14 protein-coding genes are annotated in these 16897 nt (G+C 33.0%); 2 read left to right on the plus strand and 12 right to left on the minus strand.

Annotation, left to right across the window (positions count from 1 at the left end; genetic code table 11):
• The first annotated feature begins 251 nt into the window (after window positions 1-251).
• Window positions 252-545 (plus strand): helix-turn-helix domain-containing protein, encoded by a 294-nt coding sequence (locus HCB45_RS12965; RefSeq protein ID WP_312026330.1) that lies wholly within the window; start codon window positions 252-254, stop codon window positions 543-545.
• 460 nt (window positions 546-1005) lie between these two features.
• Here the strand turns inward: HCB45_RS12965 and HCB45_RS12970 are convergent, their stop codons facing one another.
• The 8 genes from HCB45_RS12970 to HCB45_RS13005 form a co-directional block, all read right to left on the minus strand.
• Window positions 1006-2193: a hypothetical protein gene (locus tag HCB45_RS12970; protein ID WP_185620192.1), complete on the minus strand. Its 1188-nt coding sequence runs from the start codon at window positions 2191-2193 to the stop codon at window positions 1006-1008.
• A 380-nt stretch (window positions 2194-2573) separates the two neighbouring features.
• Window positions 2574-2939 carry a hypothetical protein gene (locus HCB45_RS12975; protein WP_185620194.1) on the minus strand — a complete coding sequence of 122 codons (366 nt, stop codon included), beginning with the start codon at window positions 2937-2939 and terminating at the stop codon, window positions 2574-2576.
• 21 nt (window positions 2940-2960) lie between these two features.
• Window positions 2961-3572, minus strand: coding sequence for a hypothetical protein (locus tag HCB45_RS12980; RefSeq protein WP_185620196.1), 612 nt, complete (start codon window positions 3570-3572; stop codon window positions 2961-2963).
• Window positions 3573-4287: 715 nt separating this feature from the next.
• Window positions 4288-4659 (minus strand): DUF3139 domain-containing protein, encoded by a 372-nt coding sequence (locus HCB45_RS12985; RefSeq protein WP_185620198.1) that lies wholly within the window; start codon window positions 4657-4659, stop codon window positions 4288-4290.
• A 235-nt stretch (window positions 4660-4894) separates the two neighbouring features.
• Window positions 4895-5695 (minus strand): hypothetical protein, encoded by an 801-nt coding sequence (locus HCB45_RS12990; RefSeq protein WP_185620199.1) that lies wholly within the window; start codon window positions 5693-5695, stop codon window positions 4895-4897.
• A gap of 283 nt (window positions 5696-5978) precedes the next feature.
• Window positions 5979-6215 carry a hypothetical protein gene (locus HCB45_RS12995; RefSeq protein WP_185620201.1) on the minus strand — a complete coding sequence of 79 codons (237 nt, stop codon included), beginning with the start codon at window positions 6213-6215 and terminating at the stop codon, window positions 5979-5981.
• A 318-nt stretch (window positions 6216-6533) separates the two neighbouring features.
• Window positions 6534-6959, minus strand: a complete 426-nt coding sequence (locus HCB45_RS13000) for an HTH domain-containing protein (protein ID WP_185620203.1) — start codon at window positions 6957-6959, stop codon at window positions 6534-6536.
• A 470-nt stretch (window positions 6960-7429) separates the two neighbouring features.
• Window positions 7430-9739, minus strand: coding sequence for a leucine-rich repeat domain-containing protein (locus HCB45_RS13005; protein WP_185620205.1), 2310 nt, complete (start codon window positions 9737-9739; stop codon window positions 7430-7432).
• A 715-nt stretch (window positions 9740-10454) separates the two neighbouring features.
• Here HCB45_RS13005 and HCB45_RS13010 point away from each other — a divergent pair.
• Entirely contained in the window at window positions 10455-11972 is a 1518-nt protein-coding gene (locus HCB45_RS13010; RefSeq protein ID WP_185620259.1) for a polysaccharide pyruvyl transferase family protein, read from the plus strand.
• Window positions 11973-12027: 55 nt separating this feature from the next.
• Here the strand turns inward: HCB45_RS13010 and HCB45_RS13015 are convergent, their stop codons facing one another.
• The 4 genes from HCB45_RS13015 to HCB45_RS13030 all read right to left on the minus strand — a co-directional run bounded on the left by HCB45_RS13015 (window position 12028) and on the right by HCB45_RS13030 (window position 16463).
• On the minus strand, window positions 12028-12924 hold the full coding sequence (locus HCB45_RS13015) for an internalin N-terminal domain-containing protein (RefSeq protein WP_514130538.1): 897 nt from the start codon (window positions 12922-12924) through the stop codon (window positions 12028-12030).
• A gap of 549 nt (window positions 12925-13473) precedes the next feature.
• Window positions 13474-13773, minus strand: a complete 300-nt coding sequence (locus HCB45_RS15485; protein ID WP_376740642.1) for a Fic family protein — start codon at window positions 13771-13773, stop codon at window positions 13474-13476.
• Window positions 13774-14278: 505 nt separating this feature from the next.
• On the minus strand, window positions 14279-15955 hold the full coding sequence (locus HCB45_RS13025) for a hypothetical protein (protein ID WP_185620210.1): 1677 nt from the start codon (window positions 15953-15955) through the stop codon (window positions 14279-14281).
• 163 nt (window positions 15956-16118) lie between these two features.
• A complete protein-coding gene (locus tag HCB45_RS13030; RefSeq protein WP_185620212.1) occupies window positions 16119-16463 on the minus strand; it encodes a hypothetical protein in 345 nt (114 codons plus the stop codon).
• Window positions 16464-16897 lie beyond the last annotated feature (434 nt).

Genomic DNA, 16897 nt, shown 5'->3' on the forward strand with positions numbered 1-16897 from the left:
CTATAGGATGAAGTTATATGAATAATTATTTAAAATAATAATCAATAAAGTAATTATTCCAAAAAGCAACTTGATGAACTCCCATTCGGCTAGGACTTCAAGTTGCTTTTTAATAGCGTTATATGCTTTTTTATCTTGATATAAATTTAATCCGAGAATCTTTTACAAGTTGAAAAATAACATCATCATTTGCTGTAAAATATTCATCTTTATTGAGTGAACCAATCTTAGACCCATTGTTAGATCGATTGGTGAAAAATTTACTGCTTCAGCTGTTGATGATGATTGTTGAACAAGAAAGAGAAGAAAGTAAAAGAAGGCAAGCACAAAGAATAGCTATCGCAAAAGAAGTAGGCGTTTATAAAGGGCGACCACACCTTTATTCACCAAATGCAAGAGATCAACAAAAACAAGCAGTCTATTATCAGATTGTTCATATGTTAGAAGAAGGTATGGTCATTAAAACAATAGCAGAAAAAAGTAGAGTAACAAGTCCAACAGTTTATCGAATTAAAAAGGATTTATATAATATTGAAGAAACTTGAAATATATCTGATTTTCTTCAATATAAAATTAACGATTCCTCAGCAAGATAACTGTTTGCGAGTTGAAAGAAAATATCGTAACAGTATGGAGCGCATATCTTCTCACAAGATTTAGTAGTTTAGGTTATAATCCATTTATTGTGTATATAGACAAGGCTTTTTAATTCTGTTTAAAATTAGACTGGTTTAATAGTTTAGATAGATGTTTTATGTCTTATGTCTTTGCGTTATTTTAAATATAAATTCTGATGAACTAATTCTTAATGTGTAAGGGAGGTTTATACATTAAGAATCCAAGAAAAACAAAATATACTTTAACGTTAATTACTGGTGTTTTGGGTAGTGGATTATTATCTGATGATACTACTGAGTTAAGGACGACAGATGCAGAGGCATAAGCGTCCACTGGCCTTGTTAAATTCCATAAAAATCAAATTAACCTTGTTTAAAGCTTTACTGACTACAATTCATCTCTCCATTCTAATGAATTCTCATTAAACTCAATAATAGAATCAAACTCTACTCCTCTAGAAGAAGTAAAGCTTAGAGATGAAAACGGTCCCACACAAAAAAGATAAAAATCCTTATAAAATGTTTGCTGCATCGTATCACTAAATTTTATTTGTCCTTCTTGATTAATCTCATATGTCATTTCTGTAGAAATAATCTTACCTTTCCCGTTATACACAGCAAGATAATCTGTCTCCTGAGCATTTATTAAGGTTATTTTTTTTGAATTGGTATTATATAAATATAATCCCTTTGGCCCCTCATGGATAGAATACTTAAAAAACGCTACACTGTGGTTATTTATAGGTTTAAGATGCCCTAAGAATTGCTCTTTTAAATCATATGCAGCTATTTCTTTTGTAGTAAAATCATACGTTTTTATTAAGGCAGTCTCTTCAAATCCGCGATTATCTATATACCAAAGCTTATCCTCACTCACTGTTAGCACTTCATTAGGGTGGTTTACCGTTTTTATCGTATCTATCGTTTGATAGTTCCTACTAACAATGTTATAAGACTTTATTTCCCCCATATGGTTACCTATAATCATCGTATCTTTGTCTTCTCCCGTTATCTCATCTTCTGTTTTTTTAGTAGTATCTTCTTCTATCCAATAAATAGTATCTCCCTGTAGGATAAATGTATCAAAGTAGTTTTCATCTGTACTTTCTATCGTTGTCACTACCTTCTCTTGCGCAATATTATAGACCACCATTGTATATAAATGACTAGTGTAGCTTCCATCTAGCCACACTAGATAGTCTTCATTTCCTCCCAGCACACTAATCTCTCCATCTTCCCCATTTTTAGTTTTATAGATGGAGCTTTTCAATCGATTGTTTTTATCTAAGGCAAACACATCCGTAGAAAGTAATTCCTCTTTTTCATCAATCAAAGCGTATAATACATCTTGATTATTTACAAAACTGTAAAAATAACCTTCTTTTTCCAAACTGTATTGCAAAAAATTATGGGTCTTTTTAATGACTATCGGTTCCTTCTTTACCTTATTATAAGCATTTTCCGTTACAACTGCTTCTTCTTTTGTCTTATTATTTACGTTATAAATCCATAGCAAACTTCCTACTAGTAAAAATAATAAGCATATAACTAAACTGGTAATAACTTGTTTTTTCATAGCATCTCCTTCATATACTCACTAGAATAAAAATACAACTGTTTTTGTTAAATATAGTAGTCAATTGCTAGTATAACATTAATTTTTTCTAGAAAATATGTATATTTTGTGTACCTTATTACAGCTATTATCCTTTTAAAAATGTTAACTTCCTAACCTCAGTTAACATAAGACGCTGGATATTCCCTATATCACAAAAACACACCATCTAGTAACTAAATGGTGTGCCTACCTTATTCTCATCTCATTGGCCATTATCACTATCTACTGACAACTTTATAGGATGGAAAGCATTCTTTTATTCTTCCTCTTGTTCCGGTAATGGTAGATGTTTCATCTGGTTATTCTCTTGACTTGATCTATTTTTAAATACATATTTACTATTGTTTTTGATTAGGTTGTTCTGCAGCTTCTGATGCAATGTAATACTTGCCATCCTCTTTATACAAAATGGTTCTAGGATAATCGTCCCCATCTTTTGCTTTATAAAGCGCTGATCCTTCTTCTAATAAGTTAGAAGTGAAGTCTTTATCTGGCGTTTTATGTCTTTTTATTTTCTGCTTTATCTCTCCAATTTCCTCTATAACATCTTCTTTCTCTGCTGGTTCATTCGTCATAACGTACACAAGTCCGTCAACTTGTATCATTCCTACAATGTTATTCCTATCGACCAACCACTTTATTCCGAATAATGAAGCGCAAATAACTATTATTAACAGTATTAGTATTAACCATTTTTTCTTCATTCGATTAGCTCTCTTTTCGATTTATTTATTCCGGCTTTGGACGTACGTACTCGAAGCAGTACTTGCGTATTTTGTTGTCGAGCCTGTGTATATTCCAGCACCATTATATTTTTTAACCGTATACTTTGTAACATCTACATTTCCGTATATGGCAGGTCTTGTCCACTTTTTAGGATTTGCTTTAATAATTTGTCCGTTTGAACCTGCTTTTGAAACAGACATACTAAACTTACCATAACCGATACTCGCACTAACATTCATTGTCGCTTTACTGAAATAATAAGCAGAAATATTATATTGATAGTTTTTCCATCCTGGGTGCCAATCAATAAACCCTTTTGACACTTTTCTTGTCGTCGATACTTTCGTCCATTTCTCATAACCTAGGGTAGCGCTTCTTAATAGCGGTCTTTCTTGATTAACGGGCATACTTGGACTGATTTGATCTTTAACAATAAATTCATCTGGTAATTCATTGCTATTATCTTGCACACCACTTTCAACTTCTTTTTGCGTAAGAATTGGAGTTACATCAACATCCTTTACAGCTGCAGATACATGTGTAATCGGAGTTATTACCAAAAGTCCGACAATTACGGGTACTATCACTGGCTTTAAAACGGTCTTTTTCATAAGCTCATTTCTCTCCTTTTTATGTATAGTCTAGCTTTCAAAATGAGTGTATCATAAAAAGCCAATGTATAACCAAAAAAGTAATGAAATGTCCGATTCTTGTCATGAACGACCTGTTTTTACCTAAAAAAGCACTTTCTGTCACCACAATCTGAGTGAAACATATTTATCAATGCTCAAAAATTCACATTATGTGTTTATATACACTATTTTATACATTTAAAAATACAATGGCACAAAAAAGGCATTTTCACACCATTAAAATATTTTTCCGAAAAAATAAGCCGTGTATAAATACGCATATTTATTCGTATTTTTGCTTCTCTAAACCCTTTTTAATTCTATAAACGGTTGGCCATGTTGCTCTATTTTTTTCGGCTACTACTAGACAAGTTAGTACTACTAGAAAAAACAACAAAAAATTTCTGCTACGGATTGAAAAAATATCAAAATTAATCCAGACGATATGCTTTTACTTGACACCATTGCCCATAATTTCTTTGAAATGAAATTAAAACAATATGAGTTAATTAATCTTTTACTAGAACATTGAGTAGACACAAAATTAGAACCTAGACAGCAAAAAATCCTAAAAGATTTACTTAAAAACAGATGAAAAGATTACTGTTAAACCACCTGCAGCAGAATACCTCCGCTAGCGATTTCTGTAATTCCAGCAATTAAGGGGTTAAAATGAATTCTATTTTCCTTGGATTCATTCTATAAACCCTTCTTGTTCCGGTAATGGGGGATGCTTCACTTGATTATCCAATTGGCCCGACCCGTTTTTAAATATAAGTAGATTGATATGATAGGGATCCTTTCTATTATCCTCATAATAATAATATTTATATACTAAGTCTGGATCATCTTTGAATACTATCGTAATATAGTACCCTCCCTGCGTCCAATCCTTCTGAGTAGCTCTCGTCTTAATTTGATTAGACTCCACCTTCTGCGCTGCTAAGTAATCATTGACAGCTTCATTCGCCTTATGCCTTGGAATCACCGATAAAAATAGATATCCGATGAAACAAAGAACCAACAACACACCTAACGTTATCCACCACTTTTTATATTTTTTCATCCCGAACACTTCCCACTTGGTTAGATTTATTTAAAGTATTTTACTTGTTGTGGCTTATAGGCTTTCGAAAAATAGTTAGGCAAATCATACACGGTAACTAATGGCGGAAATACTTGTACCACTAGTTTACTTCCTATCCCAAAATAAAAGGCTTGCAGGACTATTTTAAAACAGTACGTTAGATTTTCAGCGTAGCAACTTCCTGTCAATCCATGACTCTAATATTGTAAGAAATCTAGAGCCCTTTTTCAGTTGCGTTTAACACTCCAAACATATTCTGTAGCATAAATTGCCCATGATAGCCTCCCTGAACCTCATGGCCACTGACCAGTTTATAGCTTTTACCTAGAATATCCATCATATTTATTGATTTATAGCATTCATGAGGATCAAAGTTCATTAGGTGAAAAATAAATTTTTCATCTGATAATTCAAAAATTACTCCTTCATCCCAGTCCATTTTTCCAGTTTCCAAACTTTCTAAACCCATCATATCAGTACTATGATCTCTCTTAAGACAATAAACTTGCCACTTTCCGTTATAGATTTCAGCTTTTTCATCTCTTAAAAAATGGATAAAATCAAACTCCCATCCTTTACATTCAGGGACAGATAAAAATTTAGCATATATAGCTTTAACAATTTTAAGCCTCGTCAAAATTTGAAATCCTTTTATTATTGCAGGATTTCCCTCATTATCAAAAAATTTCTTATAAGCTTCATCATACTTCCCTAAAAAAGTATTACAAGATCTACATAACGAACGAGTTGTTCTACCTTTAGGATAAAGAGGATATGATAACTCACTATCAAAATAATCTCCACTAATTTCTTCAATCGATTTCCCTTTGTTTTTTTGGTCATAAATATGCTTATTAACTTCTCCTGACATCATTGAATCTATCATTTTAACTAAATCTAAAGCGACTATATCATCATTACCAGTACTTTTAGCAGGATAATGTTCTTCACTCATATTTGAATTTTCGAAATATTCCTGACAGAGAACACATTGCTTTTTCTTCTTTCTTTTCAAAAAATCACCTCATGGCTTAATTTGATCAATCTATCATAATAATACTTGTCATTCGAACTGATTATTATACTTTTAAAAATTAACTATTTCCATGCACTTTATCACTAGCCTCATCTGCTTTTACTATTTGATTTCTCTTGCAGAACTATTATAAATATTGCTTATTTTTTATTGACTTGTCCAATGATATAAATTCCTAATGCAACTATACCAGCAATGCACACCACTGTAATAAAAGCAGCTATCGGACTAAATGACATAAAAATCCAACTCCTATTCTTTATCAATCACTATAACCAATGAGTTTGCTTCCACTAACTTTCACTCCATGGTAGCCATTAAAACTCATGAAAATATTAGAAAATCTTATTTCCGCTTGAGCTTTTTTGCTAGATACTCTTTTACACGAGTATGAATCAACTTTATTTATCACTGTTTTATATTTTAAATCATATGCGGATTGAATTTCACCTGTTGATCCTGCTTTTTTTACATTTAATATAAAACCAAGTTTTTTCAAACATCTCCTTTTTAGATAGAAATTCATCTTCTAAGGCAGGTACAGTTTGATTTCTTAGTATTAATCAGTTAATGTACGGTTCAACTACTTCTCTCCAAATACTTCGACACAAAACGAAAGAATGTTGATTGCCATGAAATACCCAACATATAAATCTAACAACTTTTATATTTTTATGATTAAAATGAATCCTAATTATTTTCTAATACGAATTAAATTGGCTACTTTTCACCAAATATATTCTCTTATATATTATCGATATTTTGAGTTATACACTAAGCAAGAGGAGTTTTATGGCTATGAAAAAAATCATTTAGATTATTCATCTTCTAAAATATATTTAGTTGGCACCATGCTTGAAATAATTCTATCTAATAAAGTTAATCTGCTACAGCATTCGAACTTCTGAGCTTCTGTTATAGTATGGCTGTCTTTTAAATAGTTCAAAATTTCTTCCTGTTTAATACCTGAAAAACGCGAAATAGTTTCGTAAGATAAGCTATATATTACATGCAAAACTTCGATTAGATGTTTTAAGCGATAATCACTACTATGACCTGCAAAAGGATCTGTAAGCATCACACTTTTTTCTAAGCATTCTTGATAATTTAGATCTTCTTCTGTCATATTAATAAGACTTTCATAGTCAAAATGAAAAAAGCATTTAAAATCTTCATTTGAAAAAAGAAAATATTCTTTTAATGAAAATATATTTTTTTTAAAATTTCCAATGTTGATATACACATTACCATCTCCTTTTGTTTAAAAATAGTATTTATGATGTATAATGTCGATCAAAAACTGTAAACCTACTATTTTAAAACAGTTTTCCCAGGAAAAGCCTTTGATACAATTTAGATTTTATTATAACATCAATAATTAACAATAGGTTATAAAATAGTAAATACGTTTTAATAAAATGCATAAATAAGTGAAAGTAAAGGTTGCTAATACTTCAATAGATCTATTATAATATGCAACTGATAGCATGAAAAAGCTTTTATATTATTACTCACTAACTTTAGGAAAATAATGGAATATATCAAAAATGTTTAAAGTGGGTGTTTTCGAGCAATTAATATAAAATGAAACAAAATAAAAATACAATTTTATTCTTATTATATGCTCGTTAGGAATAAAAAGAATAATCAACCAAGAATGCTTCATCTCTGAAGAAGTTCTTGGTTGATTCTCTGAGTCACTACGTTACTTCGTTACGCTTTCTTTTTTCTTCTTGCCCATAACCATACTCCGGATAGGTACGCTAATAATCCTGCACCTATTCCTTGTAGAGACAACATACTCTTATCTCCTGTTTTTGCTAACTTCCCATCTTGTGCTTGGCTTGGAAATGGTCGATTACTCGCATTCGCCCCGTCTACTTCCGATGCATTCGTTCCTGTTGTCGAAGTCTCAGACTCACTTAAGGAAACGGACTCCGACGTACTTGCCTCACTCTCACTTAAAGATGTAGATAACGATTCACTCAACGATGGCGCCTCGGACTCGCTTAACGAAATAGATTCACTCTGCGAAATAGATTCAGACGTACTCTGTGAAATTGACTCGGATGTACTTTGTGATACTGATTCAGATGCGCTCTGCGAAATAGATTCTGATAAAAGAATATCGAAATACGGAACATCTTGATCATCTTCTGTTAATGTAATCTGTACTCCTGGAGTAGTGGAATCTGTATCTACACTTGAATCTACACCATAGTCTCTTCCATCTGATCCAGTAATCGTATCAGGTACCGTGATAATATCTCCTGCTATCGCATCATCTGGGATAGAAATAGTTCCTCCAGAAACTTGACTTCCATCTGGCAAGGTAGGGTTTAATGCTCCTGCTCTTTGGTATTGCACTAGGGTATAATCTTCTCTCCATTGAGGTGTACCATTTCCATTTGTATCTGTAAGTGGGATAGTGATGGGTGTATTATCGATATAACGCGTTTCTTGTGTTGTCCCTTTCCCATAGATATACACATATCCTGTTGGCGGTGCATCTATTGATGCTGTATAGGAAACAACCAGCTCCGCTTCATCTCCTGTCCCCGTAACTGTATAAGTAGGTGTATAAGGAACTTCTGTTCCTACCGCAGTTCCATTCGTATTTACTTTTTTCAGTGCCCCTACTCGTGATACTAGAATAACACAATCACCATTACTATCTGTTTCTATACTCATCAAACCATAGCCTGTTCCATTCAATTGTTCTTTCGCATAATTATATGCATCTTCCGCAGAATCCCAGTCCTCGTCTGCTTCTTCTGCAAATAAAGTTTGATCTCCAGCCGTTTGACTATCCCCATCGGCGTCTATTAAAATCTTCACAGCAGAAATAGACACAGGTTCCACTTGCACGGTAACTGTTCCTGAAAACACATGCCACTGCGAAAACTCAGGGCTTGCACCACTTACAGCACTACTAACTCTGTTCCAACTATAAGTTAGCTCCTGCGAGTTATTTAGCAATCCATTCCATGTAATGATATCATCAGCGAATTGACCATTATTAGAGATGCTACTTGGAGCTATTTCATCATGATAATCCGTATCATTTACTATAAATGGTACCTCTAATGGATTAGACCAATTTATTCCAGATAAGGTGATTTGTTGATTCGCTACAGACAGCCTTGACTCATTATAAATATCATTATCATCAGAGCTTGCGTATAACAAACTTAATGAACTCAATGAACTTATATCACTTATCTGGTTACGGTCCAAAACCAACCAATTCAAATTTACCAGACCCGATAATGGGCTTATATCACTTATTTGGTTATTGTTCAAATACAACTCCCGCAAATTTACCAGACCCGATAATGGGCTTATATCACTTATCTGGCTATGATCCAACCACAACTCCCGCAAATTTACCAGACCCGATAATGGGCTTATATCACTTATCTGGTTACTGCCCCCCAAATTCACGTGTGTCAGGTTGATCAAATGCTCCATTCCACTAAGATTAGTAACACCGTAGACCTCGTAATAGCCATCGTTTATCCAATCATTAATCGTATAAATCGTATTCAGTTCACTCTGTGTTACCGTATCACTCACAGAGGCTTTTCCTAATTTAGATCGTATTACTTCTGCTAAATTAGCATCTGGAAAGAGATCACTGATTGCTGTTGGTTGCGTGATGGTCCTTCCCGTCTTAGGCTTTGCCTTCTTCCCTTCACCAGCATTCGTTTCATTATTCTCCGCTGGATGTTGTGTATTTTCTTCTTGTTGATCCGGATCTGCGCTCTCAGGCGAAGATGTTCCGCTTTCTGCTGTTGTCTCTTCCACCTCATTTTCAGTAGATCCTTCTGGAAGAGGAGGTGTCTCGTCTCCTGCTGTGACCTCTGTTGCATCACCAGCATTTACTTCATCTGCTAAAACCAGCATACCTGGTGATGCAACTACAGTGAAAAATAAAGCTGCTCCACAAATCCATTGTTTTCCTTTTTTCCACATTCGCCAATTTTTTTGTATTTCTTCCTTTTCTTTTCTCGAAAACCTCAAATTCCTTTCACTCCCATCTTTAATATCTAAATTTCATACCAATAATATTATTAGGTATATGACTATTAAAAAAGGTCGTTTCGCGTCTCCTTCTATACATTTCGTGCCATTTCATAAACAAAGTACTATAATTGAAACTAATAATAAAGTGACTAACACCGAAAATACCATTTATCCCGTTAAAATATTCTTTTTAAAATCGGAACTCATATAGGAATTTACTAGCTGTTTTTAACGTTTACTAAGATAGTTCCTATATTTCTTGTTGAAATTTTAACTTTAAAGGTAACTAAATGCGTTGCTAGTTAGATAGAAGGGATCTCTTTTCTATTGGCAGAAAACAAAAGTCTATGTACTTAAACCTATCCGGTGAAAGCATATAAACTATTCTTTTGATAAAGAATCACAAAGGTTTTATAACAAACAAAGAAATATGCTATAACTATATAAAATTTTGGAAAGTGAAGCTTTATACAACTAATTTAGCGAGAGAAATTTTCGAAACATTAGTATATTTGCTATGGAATATTTTCTTTTTTTATTCATAGAAACCACTAAATTATTCCGCAATTAAACGGAGATTGAAAATGATTTAATACAGGTAGCGCCCTCCTTTTTATAGTGTACACTTTAATATAAAATGATATAATAAATTTTATATTAAATATACCTAAAAAGTGGAGGTTTACAGATGAAAATACTCATTCGTTCAGGCATGCGCCCTACCAACATTTACACACCTGAAGATATTTATTTGAAAGATCGTACTGGATTTAATAACGGTAATCTTGCTTATCAATATAGCATTTACCGAGCTTTATGGAAGAACGATGTGGAAATTCATGCGGATGGGCTATCATCTAATCCTAATTTAGCTGAAAAAATCAATGAAAATTATGATGTTTATGTAATTCCACTAGCAGATGCTTTCCGAGAAGACTTTAGAACATCTCTTCGTAATTACACAAACCTTATTCGTAAGCTAAAAATCCCTGTTGTAGTTACAGGTGTAGGTTTACGAGCTAATTATGAGCCACAACTAGAAGAAGGTTTTGCTTTTGATGAGGATGTTACTAATTTTGTAAAAGCAGTTCTAGAAAAATCCTCAAAAATTGGAGTCCGTGGACAAATTACAGCAGATTATTTAAGAAAACTTGGATTTAATGAAAACACCGACTATCAAGTAATTGGTTGTCCTTCACTATATACATTTGGACGCGAAATAAAAATAAGAGATCTTCACCTAACAGAACATTCATCCATCGCTATCAACGCGTCTCCAGTATCCTCAGAAATTGCTATTCACTTCTTAAACAACATGATTACAACCTACACTGATTATAACTTCATTCCGCAACACTTAGATGAATTCCACTTAATGTTTGCAGGTGGCCCAGATATTGCTAGCGATATCAAGGGGTACCCTACAAATATCGAACATAAATATTATTCAGAAGGTCGTGTAAAATATTTTACTAATATGCCTAGCTGGTATAATTATGTGAAAAATATTAATTTTAGCATCGGCTCTCGACTACATGGAAACGTTATTCCTACTATTGTCGGGACACCCAATGTTTCTTTCGTTCAAGACGCTAGAATGCGTGAACTCGCTTCTTATCATGCACTTACACATGTCACAATAGATGAATTAGAAAATATAAATGACATCCAAGAATTACTAAGTAAAGTGGACTTAAAATCTGCCGAAAAAGTACAAGCACGCAATTTTGACAACTATATTAACTTTCTAGATGCAAATGGACTCGATCATATATACAAACAAGATAAGGACAGAAAATCTACTCCTCTAGATGAACTCATTCAAGCCATTGATTTTCCAGCTAGCCCAGAACCGATTTCGATTCTAAGTTCAACAGAAATGCTAAACCGAGTGAGTGTTTCTGCTAATCTATTAAAAGAAAGACATGATTATAACACAAGGTATCGAGTTAATCTTGTTAATAATCAACTAACACAATTGAAAAAAACAAGTGCAGCACAAACTAAAATAGATCAACAAAAAATAACTGCCTTCCAAAAGAAAAATAACCAATTAGAAAATGAACTTGCACAAACCAAGCAAAAATTACAGTTTACTATAAATAAAAATAACGAACTAACCAATAAAAATAGGTACTACCAAGGAACATTGAATCGAAAATCTGTCAAATTAACTTTAAAAGTTGCGAATTCACTAGCAAGCTTTAAAAAGAAAGTATCCAAAAAATGATTTATGCGAACTATTTACTGTATGAGATACGTAAATAGTTCGTTTCATTTTCGTATTAAAAACTAGTCGTGATAACTTGCCTCTTTACGATAAGATAGTATATCGTGAGAAAGAGTCCTCTAAAAAAGATAGATGACGGTGTCTCTAATTGACCGCTCATTCCTGTTATCTCATTTGCTACCTCTACTAGAGGTGTCCATTTTACGCTGTCTATCACTTTTTGATTCGTTGCGTTGATCCTTGTGCTCGTCAGTCCTGCTAACGGACTAATATCCTTAATCTGATTGCCCTCTAGAAGCAGATTAGTTAAATTGGTTAAACCTGCTAATGAACTCACATCGCTTATACCCAATAATTCTTCATACGTATTATAAATACCTAAATCAGTCAGATTAGGTAAGTTCGTTAACTGACTTAGCTCTTGTTCCTCTATATTCCAACAATCTACAAAGTGCAATTGAGTCAAATTGGCTAAAGTAGTTATCTCGCTCCAACCACCAACAACACCATACTCATCTATAGTCAAGCTACTCAGATTCCGCAAATGCCCTATACCACTGACATCTACAGATTCTTCTTGTTCTAAAATGACATTTCCATCACTTATCTCCGCATATAGATGTATCTCACCAGTAATAAGATCCAACTCACTCTGCGTTACCAGGCTACTTGGTGTATAGCTACCATCACCAGTTACTTCCCTTAACTCATATGCTACCTCTTCTGCCAAAACAGCATCTGGGAATAGTTCACTGATCGCTCTCGCTTCCGTGATTTCTCTTCCTTGTTTTGGTCTTTCCTTCTTTCCTTCAACAGCCTTTGTTTCATTATTTCCTGCTGTACTTGGGGTGTTTTCTTCTTGTTGACTTGATGCGCTAGCCTCAGCTGAAGTCGTTTCCCCTTCCTCTGCTACCTCAAAGCCATCGCTTAAAACAGGTATTACTTCACCTATGCTGGCTCTTTACTACGTCGCTTAAAAATTTCTATTGCTTCATGATGTATCAGTTATTTTAAAACATTCTAACATATCTCTATCTCGCTAACGCTGTATGCTTTCATACAGCAACTCTTTTCTAAAGAAATCGGGAGTCTTTCCATCAATCCACTAATTAATTCTATATCTCCAAAACAGTTTCTTCTAAATTGGTATTCTAGCATGTAATTGTATATAACTAACTCTAAATATACCGCTTCTTATGTTTTTACTTCCATTATCAAATAAATCATTAAATACTTTAAGTTCTATTTAAGCGGTTGGGAGAAAAAATGAAAAGTCAAATTAAACAGTAAAATTGATTTATTCACCTATAACTCTCGCATAATACTCTTCTTGTGAATAATAAACTTATTTACCACTATCTCACATAAAATTCAAGTTATTTTCTATCATAATACACTTGCCATTGCTATCCTTACAATAAATATAACGACAACCTTGGACACTCTCTTATCTAAGTTTTCTCCCTAATAAAATTGTTAGGTAACCTTAAAAACTAAAATACTATGGTTCAAGAGTCACTATTTCAAAAAAAGAATCAATAAAATTGGTCAAATCCCCTGCACTCTTAAAATTAGTAGTATTAGAAAATGAGTCTAAGTAAATTTTCAAGTTATCCTTACATGCTTTCGATAGCGACAATGCGGTTATTGAATTTAATAAACCTCTTAAATACATACTCGATATACATCTACTTGTTCGGCCGTTTCCATCATAAAAAAGATATAAATACCCAAACATGAAATGAGCTATGGCAATTTTATGAAGGTCAGATAGTTCATAATTATTCATGAAGTCTATCATATTATGCAGTTCTCTTTTTTACATCTTTTCTGTCAAAGTATTTTTATGAACTATTTCACCACTATTTGACTTATTTAGTTCCGAAGGTTCTAATCTGAATAATTCACCATTAAAAAAACTACTGAGCTAATAAACTAGTTGGTTCATGTACCTTTAATATCCTTAGACAGGTCTATAAAGCGAACTAGATCAATTTCTCTTTTTAACAATCGGAAATATCCCCAGTATTCAAATTAATCCAAGAAAAATAACGCTTCCTCTTAAAAACTTTGGGGTAACTAATTATGCTCTAAAATAATCAAGCATCCTTTTCAACATAAAAACACACCATCTATTAATTAAATGGTGTGTTTCAAAAATAGCACCTTATTAACAAACACTTATACAACAATCATTTAATACTATCGTTCATCTAAAGTAATACCCATCAGCTTTCAAGACCACTTATTAACTTTCTTACTCAATGTCGCATAGCCGAGCATTACAAAAAACATTCTCCGTTCTACTAAACTGCCCCCTTTTTCTTTTTACGTTTCCCCCACCTCCACATAGCTAACAGACACAATAGCATTACACCAACTCCTTGGAGTACAATCAACGACTCATCTCCTGTCTTCACTAACTTTTTCGCTTTTGTTGTTTGTTTCTGATGGGATTCTTTTGATAATACAGCATCCTTTTTTGGACTGTCGTTCCTAACAGCATTATTAGAAGTCTGTTCTTCCCTTGAAACAAGCGAAATTCGTTGATATAAAGGTTGCGTTTTTCTAGTTTGATAAGCTATTTTATCTGCTGTATAAGTGAAAAATTCCGTTTCTTCCACAAAATAACCATAATCATAAGCTGAAATTCTTTCTAGCGCATAATATTCTTCTTTATCCGTAAAATAATATTTCTTCCATTGATATACCGGTTGACCAGCAGCATCATAAACATTGTTTCCATAGACATCTTTATATGGATAGATATCCATAAATACCATATTATTAATAATTTCAGAATATGGAGTAGCTGTTAACGGATATTGTTGCACGGTGGTTCTATATACTCCTGAGCCATTAATAGTTCCTGACACACCACTATCTAAAGGTCCATTTTCATTGAGGACTTTTTTAAACCCAAAGCCAGAAGCCCATCCATTGGCTATCCCTGAATTCCCAAGCCCAGACTGTATATGTTGATTTACAGAATTTTGAAATGCCCCCTGATTATCAGGTTGATTCAGAACATACCAAGAATTAATCGTTCCGACACCAAAATTATAACTATCCTGTGTTGAATCCAGTTCATGTTCATGAAATTCGATATTTAATGGTGCCATAGCAATATATTTCCAATTTGTTTTTCTATACGTCGCCCCGTCCTTTTCCCAATACTCATATAATTCCCCATCTATTACTCTACCGCCATTTTCTTGCGCAACAGATTGAGGATTATTGATTTCATGTAAATTGGCAGAGGTAACCATTTTTCTTGAATTATTACTATTTAATACATACGTATATTCCCAATCTAGATTTTGTTGCCCTACAAGTTTAGAGGTATCTAAATCCCCTTGTGCGTCATACAAATCACGGATATATACCGTTTTTTTAGTATAACTATTCCTATTTTGTTTTACTTCATCTGGAAGATATTCATATGCTGCTTTAATGTGCTTTCCAGGAGCTAAATCTAGATTAGTTTCTTGTAAATATCCTTCCAGATACTCGTTTTCATTTTCCGCATTAAAATCTAATGGAGATATTCTTGTTTCTACATTATTAGGGACTAAGTCATCAATATCTGTTATTTGCACTCCGTCATCATCCCTAACAGTATAGCCTCTAGCTAAATCTTCTTGTACTTGCCTTAAAGAAACATCCGCTCTTTGCATCGTTTCTTCTTTCCAAAATCTAGCTAGATTTTGTTTACCATCATCCGCACTACCTTTTTCTATATATTCAATAGTGGAATCTGGTTGATAAGTTATATCTTTTGAATTCCATTCTGGTAAAAAATGCTGGTTTAAAACAATATAATCCACACCTTCAATCCCGCTAGGCTTTATAGTGGTTGCCTCTCCTACCGGCTTATAATTTTTAGCATCTTTAGTCGCAGCATAACCTCCATTGCCAGATAAACTTACAATTATACCGAGTAACACACTTAGAATAAAAACCTTTTTTCTAATATTTTTCATTCTCTCTCCTCTTTTCTCTATATAATAAAGCGACTTCAACTATCCTTACTGATTAAGAGTTAGAAAAAGCCTTATATTACCCATCTTTTCCCAGCCTACTTCACGAAATATTTTGATAAATCAATAAGCAAAAATAACTAAATTATGTTTTTTCTCATTTTAATCACTTTGAAAGCATAAGCCTCCTTTTCTTTCTTTCAAATTTTATACTCTTCTTCGCATGCTTCTTATACTTTGTACTATTTTTTAATCTTTTTTGCACTTTTTTAGGAATTTTCGCTAAATTTCTACCACCATGATTAGTACCATCCATATTGGTAGCTCCTTTTTGAGTCTTTCTTTCATAAATATGAATGTGATATTTCCCTTTAGCTTCATGGGGAGGATCAAAGCGCGCATTCCAATTATTCCCTAATCTCAAATAACTACCAAATGCACTTGTTCCAGAAGGCACAACAATACTAAAAACAAATACCAACAAAAATACTAACAAAAGTTTCTTTATCATAATTCCCCTCCTCATCATTGTAATAATTGTTCATAAAACCACAATTTCATTTGTGTTCTTTGCTACATATTTAACCTCGTCCTTCTTAAAACAATATTCATTTATTATCAGTATATCATCAATTTCTTCTGGAAAATGTGCCTATTTTGTGTACTTCATTACATTTATTCTCTTTTAAAACTATATATTTAAACTTCTAATAAAGTAAAAAACACTTCATACAAATAAAAAATATTATCTCTGATCTAAATCTTTTCCAGAACAATGCATACCTTTTATTAACTGTATTTTGTATATAAAAATAACCCATTATCTCAATGGGCAGAAATCTTTCAAAATTAAAAACGTACAAATGCAGCTATCAATTAATCCATTATTCAAAGATTATCCAAATCAAAGGCTTCCTTCTATGTACTTCTCAATCCAAGTTACAA

This window comes from Listeria farberi, from assembly GCF_014229245.1.
GTDB lineage: Bacteria > Bacillota > Bacilli > Lactobacillales > Listeriaceae > Listeria > Listeria farberi.

What these genes read in the sequence shown, in the direction of transcription:
- HCB45_RS12970 (WP_185620192.1), bottom strand. Translation starts at nt 2,193, where the DNA reads ATGAAAAAACAAGTTATTACCAGTTTAGTTATATGCTTATTATTTTTA.
- HCB45_RS12975 (WP_185620194.1), bottom strand. Translation starts at nt 2,939, where the DNA reads ATGAAGAAAAAATGGTTAATACTAATACTGTTAATAATAGTTATTTGC.
- HCB45_RS12980 (WP_185620196.1), bottom strand. Translation starts at nt 3,572, where the DNA reads ATGAAAAAGACCGTTTTAAAGCCAGTGATAGTACCCGTAATTGTCGGA.
- HCB45_RS12985 (WP_185620198.1), bottom strand. Translation starts at nt 4,659, where the DNA reads ATGAAAAAATATAAAAAGTGGTGGATAACGTTAGGTGTGTTGTTGGTT.
- HCB45_RS13010 (WP_185620259.1), top strand. Translation starts at nt 10,455, where the DNA reads ATGCGCCCTACCAACATTTACACACCTGAAGATATTTATTTGAAAGAT.
- HCB45_RS15485 (WP_376740642.1), bottom strand. Translation starts at nt 13,773, where the DNA reads ATGATAGACTTCATGAATAATTATGAACTATCTGACCTTCATAAAATT.
- HCB45_RS13025 (WP_185620210.1), bottom strand. Translation starts at nt 15,955, where the DNA reads ATGAAAAATATTAGAAAAAAGGTTTTTATTCTAAGTGTGTTACTCGGT.
- HCB45_RS13030 (WP_185620212.1), bottom strand. Translation starts at nt 16,463, where the DNA reads ATGATAAAGAAACTTTTGTTAGTATTTTTGTTGGTATTTGTTTTTAGT.